The following is a 12,193-nucleotide window of genomic DNA, read 5'->3' as shown; positions in this document are numbered from 1 at the left end:
TTATGGCGTAGTTGATGAAACTTGTAACACTTTTCCGTTGTAATATTTATTTCCTGTTAAAGCAAAATTAAAAATATAATCGGCCATTTCTTTAGCTGAAAGTGGTGCTTCATAACCAGGAAATGCTTCTTGTAACATTTCTGTATTTACAGCTCCAAGTGCTAACACATTGAAAGCAATTCCTTGTTCTTTGTATTCTTCTGCTAATAATTCTGACAATGTAATTACAGCACCTTTACTTGAACTGTAAGCTGAAAGTCCGGCAAACTTCATACTTCCTTGAATACCGCCCATCGAGCTAATCGTAACAACATGACTTCCTTTTTCCATAAAGGGAATACATATTTTAGTTAATTCTGCTACAGCGAAAACATTGACTTTATAAATATTTTGAAATTCTTGAGTAGAAATTTCAGTGAAATTTTTATGCAATAAACTTCCAGCGTTGTGAATTAAAACGTCGACTTTATTCCAGGATGTTGAAATAAAATCATTGACTTGTTGCAACTGATTTTCATCTGAAATATCAATGGGCAAACAAGTAATATTTTGATGTTCGATTAAAGCTTGTGGCGTTTTACGTGAAATTGCTAACACATTATGTCCGGCATTTGCAAATTGTAACGCCATTTCATAACCAATTCCGCGAGAAGTTCCTGTGATAATAATATTTTTACTTAACATTTAATTTAATTTCTTTAGTTGGTGCATTCATCATTTTCTCTAAAACTGGAATAGTTTTATTAACCACATTGGCGATATGTTTCGTATCCATTAATTCAAATTCATCATCAGGTTGATGGTAATATTGAAAATTCTCAAAATCGAAAGTCGAAACCGTTTGTGCAGGAACATTAAATTCGTCGTAAAACGGAAAATTATCCGAAGCTCTAAACAACATATATTTGGTTTCGATTGGCAAATATCCTACTAATTTTTCACCTGAATATTCATTCATTTTAGCCGCCATATTACTCTTTCCAAATCCAGTTATATACATTAACATATCTCTGTTTTGCATTGGAACACCCACCATTTCATAATTAAACATAAAATACAAATTCATGTTTTGTTGTTTCAATTTCGCAGCTAAGTGCTTTGAACCTAGCAATCCTTTTTCTTCAGCAGAAAAGAAAACAAATAATAAACTTCTTTTGTTGGATTTTGATTGTCCGAAATATTTTGCGACTTCAGAAACCGCAGTTGTTCCGGCAGCATTATCGTTTGCTCCATTCGCAATATCATCACCATTAACAGCAGCAATTTTTCCGATATGATCGTAATGCGCTCCAATAATTACAAATTCATTTTTTAATTTCGGATCTGTTCCTTCAATATAACCAACAATATTGTAAGATGTCTTTTCAAAATTTGAAAGCGTATCTCTATAGGTTTTAAAGTATGGTTTAATGTTATTTTCTCGAAGTATATTTTCTAAATAAACAGAAGCTTTTTCTATTCCTTTACTACCAGAATCTCTACCCTCTAATTCATCTGACGTTAAATATTTTAATGTTTTTGCAACATTTTCTTCTTTAGCAATAGTTAATTCTTCAACTGGTTTATTATCTGAACTTGTTTGTATTTCTGGAGTAACCAACATTTTTGATGGACCACACGACAAAACAACAAAACCAAGAGCGCAAAGGAAAATTTTGTTCATATTTTTAAATTTTAGTAAAAATAAAAAAATCCCATCAAGTATTGACAAGATGGGATTCTAATTTATGTTTTTTATGAAAAATTACGCTAACATTGTAACTGGATTTTCCATAAATGCTTTAAATGTTTGTAAGAATTGAGCTCCAGTAGCACCATCAACAGTTCTGTGATCGCATGCTAAAGTAACTGTCATTGTATTTCCAACAACGATTTGTCCGTTCTTAACTACAGGTTTTTCAATAATCGCTCCAACAGATAAAATAGCTGAATTTGGTTGGTTAATAATTGAAGTAAACGATTGAATTCCGAACATTCCTAAATTAGAAATTGTAAATGTGCTTCCTTCCATTTCAGCTGGTTGGATTTTTTTCGATTTTGCTTTTCCAGCTAAATCTTTAACACTTACACCAATTTGAGTTAAGCTCATTTGGTCTGTAAATTTCAATACCGGAACCATTAAACCATCTTCTACAGCAACTGCTACACCAATATTTACATGGTGATTAATTACCATTGCATCTTCTCTCCATTGAGAATTTACTTGAGGATGTTTTTTCAATGCCATTGCAGAAGCTTTAATAACCATATCATTGAATGATACTTTAGTTTCTGGTAAGCTATTGATCATATTTCTTGAAGCAATCGCATTATCCATATCTAACTCAATTGTTAAATAGTAATGCGGTGCTGTAAATTTAGATTCCGATAAACGTCTCGCAATGGTTTTACGCATTTGAGAGTTTTTAATTTCTTCTTGGAAAACTTCTCCAGCAGGAACAAATGGTTTTACTTCTGAAACAGAACTTGTAGCTTGAGACACTGATTGCGCTGGTGTACTTGCTGCAGACGGAGTAAAGTTTTCTACATCTGATTTTGTAATTCTTCCGTTTTCACCCGAACCTTTTACTTGAGCTAAATTGATTCCTTTATCTTGAGCAATTTTCTTAGCTAATGGTGAAGCGAAAATTCTACCTGATGCATTTGTATTTGTTTGAACTTCTGCAATAACTGGAGCAGGAGCCGAATTTGTTTCTACAACTTTTGGAGCTTCAGCAGTTCCACCAACTGTAAAGTTAGCTACCACACCAGAAACATCTGTTCCAGCTGGACCTAAGATTGCTAAAATTGTATCAACAGGAGCTGTTCCTCCTTCTTCAACACCAATATATAATAAAGTACCTGCATTGAAAGATTCGAATTCCATAGTAGCTTTATCTGTTTCGATTTCCGCTAAAATATCTCCTTCTTTTACAGCATCTCCTACTTTTTTCAACCAAGTGGCAACTGTTCCTGTTGTCATTGTATCAGACAAACGAGGCATCGTTACTACTTTTACTCCTGCAGGAATTTCTGCTTTAGCAGTTGCAACTGGAGCTTCAGATTTTACTTCAGCAACTGGAGCTGCTTCCGCTTTTGGAACACCACCTGCTAATAAAGCTGAAAAATCTTCACCTGCTTTTCCAACGATTGCTAATAATGAATCAACTGGAGCAGTTTCGCCTTCTTGAATTCCGATATGTAATAAAACACCATCATAGAATGATTCAAATTCCATAGTTGCTTTATCAGTTTCAATTTCAGCTAAAATTTCACCTGTTTTAATTGTATCACCCACTTTTTTCAACCAAGTCGCCACAACTCCTTCAGTCATGGTATCACTTAAACGGGGCATTGTAATTACTGTTGCCATAATTTATAGTCTATGTGGAATAAATGGATAATTTTCTTGTTCGTATACAACATCATATAATTGTTGTGCTTCTGGGAATGGAGATTCTTCAGCGAATTTTTCACATTCTGCAACTAAATCATTTACTCTTTGATCGATAGCTTCAATCTCAGCATCAGTTGCATATTTATTTTCTTTGATGATGTCTAACACTTGAGTAATTGGGTCGATTTTTTTGTATTCTTCTACCTCTTCTTTTGTTCTATAGTGTTGCGCATCCGACATAGAGTGACCTCTATATCTATACGTTTTCATTTCTAAGAAAGTTGGTCCTTCTCCTCTTCTAGCTCTTTCCATTGCTTCATGCATTGCTTCAGCAACTTTTACTGGATTCATACCATCTACTGGTCCGCAAGGCATTTCATACCCTAAACCTAATTTCCAAATATCAGTATGATTGGCAGTTCTTTCTACTGAAGTTCCCATTGCGTATCCATTGTTTTCACAGATAAATACTACAGGTAATTTCCAGTTCATCGCCATATTGAATGCTTCGTGTAAAGAACCTTGACGTGCAGCACCATCACCAAAATAAGTTAACGTAACGCCACCCGTTTCAAAATATTTATCAGCGAAAGCCATACCAGCTCCTACAGGAATTTGAGCTCCAACGATACCATGTCCTCCGTAGAACCCGTGTTCTTTAGAGAAAATATGCATCGAACCACCCATTCCTTTTGATGTACCAGTAACTTTTCCTAATAATTCTGCCATTACTGCTTTAGGATCAACACCCATACCAATTGGTTGAACGTGATTTCTATATGCTGTAATCATTTTATCTTTTCCGCCTAACTCCATAGCATGTAATGCACCTGCTAAAACAGCTTCTTGTCCATTATATAAATGAAGAAATCCTCTTACTTTTTGTTGTATATATAATGCAGCTAATTTGTCTTCAAACTTTCTCCAAAACTGCATGTCTTCATACCATTTTAGATATACTTCTTTTGTAATTGGTTTCATTATCTTATATTAATTTTAATTATTTTTTAAATAGAACGACAAAAATACTACTTCGATTTATATTGAAAAAATTTAATAGCACCAATTTTTACAATTTTATCAAAATATAACATTTTTTTATATCGAACTTGTTACAAACTTGCTTTATCAAACATAAACGGCAATAAATTCTTCAAAGAATCCGACTTATAAATCTGCCCTTTTGCACCCATAAAATAGATTTCAATTGGCAAGTCTTGTTTAATTTCATATTCTGCAATTGATTGTCTACATGCTCCACATGGCGGAATTGGCGTATCAGATTCTCTATCCGATGGTGTAGCAGAAATAAATAATTTTTCAATTTTATTATTAGGATAATTGGCACCTGCATAAAAAATCACGACTCTTTCTGCACATAATCCAGATGGATAAGCGGCGTTTTCTTGATTTGAACCCTGCAAAACAACTCCATTATCCAAAACAATTGCTGCTCCGACTTGAAAATTTGAATAGGGCGCATATGCCTTTTTTCTAATTTCAACTGCTTGAAGCATATATTCTTTTTCTGTTATTGCCAATTCGTCAATTGAATCATAAACTGATAATTTTGTTGCTACTTGAATTTCCTTCATATATTAATTTTACTATTATTTCTAACTTTTTTAGGAAAAAAAATCCAAATTCAAAAAAATGAATTTGGATTTAAATTTAATATTTATCATTATTAATTTTCATCGTACGTATCACCGAAATTAAACGTTAGAGAAAAACGTAATGTATTTTCTAATGGGTTTCTCACTTTTGATGCAGAGAATAGATAAGAAACATCGATTTTAACAACATTGTATTTGAATCCTGCTCCTAAAGTTAAATACTTTCTAGCTCCTTTTTCAATGCTTTCATTAAAATAACCTGTTCTTAAAGCAAATGAATCTTGATACCAATATTCTGCTCCTAATGCCCAAGTAAATTCTTTTAATTCTTCAGAGAATCCGTCTGGCGCATCACCAAAAGATTGAAAAATTCCACTTGTCCAACTTATATTTCTATATTTCTCATTATTAATTGCATTTTGTTCTGCCTGAGTAACATCTTCTGGATCTGTAAAATCACCATCTTGATTTGTATCGATTGGAGATCCTGGAATTTGTGGAGTTGGCACTAACAATTTAGTAGCTTCTCCTATTACACTAACCTTATTATATTCATCAAAAATGAAATCAAATGCAGCCCCTAATCTCATATTAGCTGGCAAAAAGTTTTCATTTAATTGATCGTTATCATATGAAATTTTCGGACCTAAATTTTGGAAATTGAAACCTGCTCTCCATTTACCATTAAAGTTTTCATAAGCTTGCTCTTCAGATTGAAATAAACCTGAAATATCAACAGCAAAAGTTGAAGCTGGCTTTGAATCATTATTTGAATCTGGAATTTTAAGGTTCGAACGAATATAACGTCCGGCAATACCCATACCAAAAGTTTCACTTAATTTTAAGGAATATGATCCATCAATTGCTAACTCATTTGGACTTACCGTTCTTCCTGGATCATCAAAAGAATTTCTTAATTCAATATCACCTAAACCGAAATAACGTAAACTTCCTGCAAAGGCACTTCTCTCGTTAATTCTATTGTAATAGGTAATTTGACCTAATGAAATATCGTTTGCAATGCTTGTTAAATATGGCGTGTAACTTACCGAAAAACCTTGTTTTTGGTTAATAAATGCATATTTTGATGGATTGTATTGTTGAGAATAAGCATCTGCAGAAGACGCTACACCCATATCTGCCATACCCGCTGAACGAGCATCTGCAGCTATCAATAAGAAAGGCACACCTGTAGTTATTACTCTATCTTGTGCACTTGCAAATTGTGCAATTAAAATAATTGATAAAAATTTTAATAGATTTTTCATCTGTAGTTTTTGGTTTTTAATATTTGTTTTTCAGATGTAATTTTATGTCAATGGTCTTTTTTTTATAGTAAGCCGACAAATATACATTTTTTTTATAGGATTACAAGTTTTTCTACTTTTTCTGCTTTTTTACCTGTAACGGTTGATTTCACTGTTAGTTTGTATACATAAACACCTTTTCCAATTCTGTCTCCAAAATCATCTTTGCCATCCCATTTTACATCCCTTGAGTTAAACCCTTCACTTACAATAGTTTGATTAATTGTTTTCACCAATTTACCACTAATAGTTAAGATTTGAACTTGGACATCTAACGGCTCAAAAGGCCTATTATGATTGAACCAAAACTCTGTATAACTTACAAAAGGATTTGGATAATTTAACACATGTTCAAGTGATAATTCTTCGTTTCCTATAACCACAAACTGAATTTCAGCCGTAATAATATTGTTATAAACATCCCAAGCTTTAAATAAAATTGTATGCAAACCTGGTGTTAAATTCTGAAATGGATACGTTACTTTTCCTTTAGTATAATCATCATTCTCTGTTTCATAATAATCATTTAAAATATAAGGATTATTTTCATCACCATCTAAAATTGCAACAATATCATGTCCGATTCCACTAGCCGTATTGATTCCGTGTTCATCTTCAAGAAAAGCTAAAAAAATTGGATTTTCATTGGTAATACCACCATTAACAAAATTAGTATCATTCATATACAATTTTACTTTTGGAGGAGTTGTGTCGGCAGGCGCTGTTAAATTCACACCTCCAACTTTAATTTGCGTATTAAAACCTCTTTGATCTTCTAAAACAGGATTTGTTCTTTTTGCATAAAAACTAACTCTACCACTTCCAATTGGAATTTGAATATCTTGAGGAACGATAAAACTAAATTCAAATTTACCATTTACAACAGATGCATTTCCTCTATAAATAACTTCTCCTAAAGTTTCAAATTGTAATTTTGGTTGATTATAAGGTGGTAATGATACATTATCGTTATCTAAGGTTAACCTATTTAAATCTTTATCATAAACTTGAACTGCTAAATCTCCATTATATGTTGACATTAACACATTATTTTGATCTAAAACTTCACCTTTTAATGTTGCCATTGACAAAGCTTGAAGAGATAAAGTGGTAGTATTAATATCTTCTCCATTAACATGTGTTAAAACAATATTTGGTTTTGGAATAGCTAATTTTAATGCTGGATCACCAATATAAAAAACAACACGTTTATTCGTACTACCTACCGCAATTTTAGAACGTCGAAAAGCTTCAGCAATAGACAAATAAGAATTATTTTCCATTACAAATAAATGATCATAAATTTCTTCATTTAATTGAATCCCTAAAGATTGACCAATTTGTCTTGTAGTTGCTAGTAACGAAATTGCGCCTCCGGCCTTATTCCAATACATGTATTCCCCACCTGTTGGACGATTTGGATCATCGAATCGTGTAAATTCACATGTAATTGTTATAAAAAGAGGATACTTATTTTTATTATGCAAAGCTTGAGCATCTGCTTTTTCAAAAATTCTTTCAATAGCAAAACTTTCTTCGTTACCATGTCCGTAATAATTTAATACCAATGCTCCTAATTCTATTGTATCAATAAAATCTTTCTTCGCCTGAGGATAACGTGGACCACCAGCGCTAACTTGTTGCATATAAGCGTCTGTTAGTATCTTTTTAGTATTAAAAAAAGGATAAGCATCAGAAACATCATCCGCTAAATTATTCAAATCAACTTGCAAATAATAATCTCCTGATTTAAAAGGATCTGGATCATCCGCATAATAAGCTAAATTCAACCTCCATCTTCCATAAGATTTTTCATCATGGTAATCATAAACTTTATTTACCATATCAGATGCCTGACCATTTGAAGAAACTAACATTCTTCCTACAGCAATATCCAAACCATCTGGAATTAAGTTATCCATTTGTCCTTCATTATTATCCATCATTACATAAAAATCATCCGACATAAATGAATTGAATAATGAAAAGTTGGTAGTGTTATTTGGACTTAATGAATTTGATGGATAAAACCCGTGAAATACAGGAACAATGTTTGTATTATTATTAATTCTATTTTTATAATCATAGGATGCATCTCCGAAAAGATTGACATATTTTACTTGATCATTCGGAAAAGAGGGATTGTTATTATAAACATATCTAATAAAATTTCGAATGGCAGCTATATCTTGTTTTCCACCTCCAAATTCAGCATAAATAGAATTTAAAGTAACCACTTTAACTCTCATACCCGAATTATTTCTATGAAAATTAGCTAGATTTTCAGCTTGAGCTACTAATGAATTAGGAGTAATAATTAAATAATCTATGTCTTTATTTTCACCTAGATTATTTTGAAATATTGTTCCTTTTAAATTTTGATTCGCAACATTTGAATCAGTTACCGTTAAAGGCGAATACAAATCGGCATAATCAACAACCACAAATTTTCTTTTTTGCCCCAATGGTAACTTGAAAGACAGCGAATTTTGTGTATTATCAATCTTTGTAACATTATACAAATCAGTAATTTCCCAAACCGATTTAATATTTGAAGCATTAGAAATTGTAAATTGTCCAATACCTATATTCGTTTCAACTGAACTATTTGAAAACAAAAACTGTTTCCCATATCCTTTTAATTCAGCATTATATTTCAAAGTAATATAATCTAAGTAACCTCTTGAAGAAGGCACTCCACCATCATCGTATTCTACATTAATTGTTACTGAATTATTCGTAGGAATAAAATTTGTATTTAGAATATTTTCAAAACCTAATACTCCAGGATTAGTAGCTAAAGACAAAATGGGTGCATTTCCAATACTAGTTCCGTTTGCTTTTATTTTAAAAGAGGAATTCCCAAAAGAAATAGCACAAAAGTTACCAAAGAAATTAACTGGAGAACCCGCAACATAATTAGGCAAATTAAAATCGAAATTCTGACTTTCTTCAAGATCGAAGTTTTCACCAAACCAACGTCTACCAATTTTTCCAGGATTTACTAAATCAATTTCATGAAATACATAGCCATCATAATTAGTTAAATTCAAACTTGAAGAACCTGATGGTTCAATGTAATTTTGAATTCTTTTACCTGCTCCACCATCAGAAGTAATGAAATAATATGATTTTTCCTCAAATAAATTAACATGGGTTACACTTTCTTCATTATAAGTATCTACACCTTCCGCGTAAAACAAAATATAATCACTATCATTAAAAACACCATCTTCCTCACCAATAAATTGAATTGCATTTTCCGCTAAGTCCTCAGGGTAATATACACTATTTAACAAAGGCAACATTCGCCCTCCATTTCCAAAAACTTTAATGTTTCTTGGATCTACATTCGTATTAACCCCAATACTTTGAAGGAAACTCTTACTTAATTTATATACTCCTGATTTTTCAACATAAAACTTTTTCCAAACACCATTTGCTAAAACAGAATTATAAATAGAATTAGTAACATTTGAATTTTTACCTGTAGTATTAAAATTATACTCAACGATAAACGACTTAACTTTTTTATACGATAAGCCATCCTTAATAATAGGATTAAAAGAAAAAGCCAAATAAGCATCATTTCTTGCAAGGGTAGATTTCGCTTTAAAATCTAAATTAGAAGAGATTTTATGAACATTTAAATCTCCTAAATAAGAAGGATCAACATTTTCAAATTTTACATTTTTAAGAACAACTGAAGATTCAGCAACTAAATTCTCAACTTTTATAGCAGCAATAAATTTAATTGTTCTATTGTCTGTATTGAACTCAAAATATTCATTTTGAAATTGTGGAATTGAAAATTTCGTATTAACTACATTAATCTTATTTGTATTAGACCATGTAAGCGAAAACTCTTTAGAATTCTGTGAAAACCCTAAAAAAGCGCAAAAAACTAAAGTTAAAAATATCTTTTTCATTGTCATATTTAACGCAAAATAAAGTAAAATATTGTAATTAATCTTAAAAAAATCATAAGTTTAAACAATAATTAACGTGACTATTACGTTAATAAAATATCGAGCGAAAAAAAGTTTAATTTTTTTTTAATTTTTTTGTTGCATATTAATGGTTTATTATTATCTTGCGGCACTTAAATTATTACCTACTAAAGTATGAAAGTTACTAAGATTATGGCTTTAAAATTGTTAATGACGTTATCATTAGCAATAGGTTTTACAAGTTGTAGCAAAAAGGGGAGCACAAAGGGAGGTTCTACTGCAACTGGTTGGAAAATCAACGATAAAAAAGGTGGTTTCCAATATAACACGAAGTTCAAAAAACAAGAAACACCACCAGGAATGGTTTCAATTGAAGGTGGAACGTTTACTATGGGAAAAGTTGAAGACGACGTAATGCACGATTGGAACAACACTCCAACTAAACAACACGTTCAATCTTTCTTCATGGATGAAACTGAAGTTACAAACATGATGTATTCAGAATATTTATTCTGGGTTAAGTCTGTATATCCTCCAACGGAAGATAATTACAAACACATTTATAACGGAGCAATTCCAGATACTTTAGTATGGAGAAATCGTTTAGGTTATAACGAAACGATGACTAACAACTACTTAAGACATCCTGCTTATGCTAACTACCCAGTAGTAGGTGTAAACTGGATTCAAGCAACTGAGTTTTGTGAGTGGAGAACTAACCGTGTTAACGAAAATATCTTAGAAAAAGAAGGATATTTAAAGAAAGATAACAAAATTAGTTTAGGTCAAGATGTAACTGCTGAATCAAACTTTGATACAGAATCATACATCAACTCACCTTCAAAAACTTTTGCTGGTAACGAAGAAATTGTACTTAAAAAACAAATGGGTCAAAAAAGTGGAAGAAGAGCACCAAAAGGAGCTACTGCTGCTGACGGATCTACTTCTGAAGCTAAAAATGTTTACGCTCAAAGAAGTTCAGGTATCATTTTACCTGAGTACAGATTACCAACTGAAGCTGAATGGGAATATGCTGCTTTAGCATTAGTAGGAAATAGAGAATACAATATCTATAAAGGTCAAAAGAAATATCCTTGGAAAGGACAATACACTCGTTCTGGAAAAAGACAATATAGAGGTGACCAATTAGCTAACTTCAAACAAGGAAGAGGAGATTACGGTGGTATCGCTGGATGGTCTGATGATGGTGCAGATATTACTAACTATGTAAAAGCTTATTCTCCAAATGATTTTGGTTTATATGATATGGCTGGTAACGTTGCTGAGTGGGTACAAGATGTTTACAGACCTATCGTTGATGATGAAGCAAACGACTTCAACTACTTCAGAGGTAACGTATATACTAAAAATAAAATTGGTGAAGACGGAACTGTAGAAATGGTTACTGTTGACAACATTAAATATGATACATTAAGCAACGGTAAAATTATGGCTAGAAGTTTCCCTGGTCAAATTGCACAAGTTCCTGTTGATGATAATGAAACATACTTAAGAACTCAATTCTCTACTTCTGACAATAGAAATTACAGAGATGGTGACAGACAATCTTCTAAATACTTTGATTTCGGTTCATCTGAAGAAGAAGCAAAAGAAGCTAATGATCCTAAAAAGAGAATGTACCAAGCTCCAATTCACAAAATTGATGTTGATAGTGCTGGAAGCATGTCTAAAAAATACGACAGAGATAACAACAGAACTACTTTAATCGATGATAACGTAAGAGTTTACAAAGGTGGTTCATGGAGAGATAGAGCTTACTGGTTAGATCCAGCTTCAAGAAGATATTTCCCACAAGATATGGCAACTGACTACATTGGATTTAGATGTGCAATGTCTAAAGTTGGTCCAAAATCTAACAAGAAAACTCCAAGAGGAAACGTAAAAGGATAATAATTCTTTTTAAAATAAATCAAAAAAGCCCTT

General features: G+C 32.0%; 8 protein-coding genes. 1 reads left to right on the top strand and 7 read right to left on the bottom strand.

Features of this window, described 5'->3' with window-relative positions:
- The 7 genes from BMY86_RS00120 to porU form a co-directional block, all read right to left on the bottom strand.
- Complete coding sequence (locus BMY86_RS00120) at positions 1-684, bottom strand: SDR family NAD(P)-dependent oxidoreductase (protein WP_091463434.1); 684 nt, start codon at positions 682-684, stop codon at positions 1-3.
- Positions 674-1,663 carry a M28 family metallopeptidase gene (locus BMY86_RS00115; protein ID WP_091463432.1) on the bottom strand — a complete coding sequence of 330 codons (990 nt, stop codon included), beginning with the start codon at positions 1,661-1,663 and terminating at the stop codon, positions 674-676. Before BMY86_RS00115 ends, BMY86_RS00120 begins: the two co-directional genes overlap by 11 nt.
- Positions 1,664-1,744: 81 nt before the next feature.
- A complete protein-coding gene (locus tag BMY86_RS00110; protein ID WP_091463431.1) occupies positions 1,745-3,352 on the bottom strand; it encodes a pyruvate dehydrogenase complex dihydrolipoamide acetyltransferase in 1,608 nt (535 codons plus the stop codon).
- Positions 3,353-3,355: 3 nt separating this feature from the next.
- Complete coding sequence (pdhA, locus tag BMY86_RS00105; RefSeq protein ID WP_091463429.1) at positions 3,356-4,357, bottom strand: pyruvate dehydrogenase (acetyl-transferring) E1 component subunit alpha; 1,002 nt, start codon at positions 4,355-4,357, stop codon at positions 3,356-3,358.
- Positions 4,358-4,488: 131 nt separating this feature from the next.
- A complete protein-coding gene (cdd, locus tag BMY86_RS00100) occupies positions 4,489-4,971 on the bottom strand; it encodes a cytidine deaminase (RefSeq protein ID WP_091463427.1) in 483 nt (160 codons plus the stop codon).
- A 92-nt stretch (positions 4,972-5,063) separates the two neighbouring features.
- Entirely contained in the window at positions 5,064-6,260 is a 1,197-nt protein-coding gene (gene porV / locus BMY86_RS00095) for a type IX secretion system outer membrane channel protein PorV (RefSeq protein WP_091463425.1), read from the bottom strand.
- Positions 6,261-6,352: 92 nt separating this feature from the next.
- Positions 6,353-10,228: a type IX secretion system sortase PorU gene (gene porU, locus BMY86_RS00090; protein WP_091463423.1), complete on the bottom strand. Its 3,876-nt coding sequence runs from the start codon at positions 10,226-10,228 to the stop codon at positions 6,353-6,355.
- A gap of 195 nt (positions 10,229-10,423) precedes the next feature.
- On the opposite strand from porU, the gene gldJ reads away from it, so the two are divergent.
- Complete coding sequence (gene gldJ / locus BMY86_RS00085) at positions 10,424-12,160, top strand: gliding motility lipoprotein GldJ (RefSeq protein ID WP_091463421.1); 1,737 nt, start codon at positions 10,424-10,426, stop codon at positions 12,158-12,160.
- Positions 12,161-12,193: the final 33 nt, after the last annotated feature.

Source organism: Flavobacterium urocaniciphilum (genome assembly GCF_900110615.1).
GTDB classification, from domain to species: Bacteria; Bacteroidota; Bacteroidia; order Flavobacteriales; family Flavobacteriaceae; genus Flavobacterium; species Flavobacterium urocaniciphilum.
Note: the sequence above shows the minus strand (reverse complement) of the source record. Positions and strands in the feature narration are given on the sequence as shown.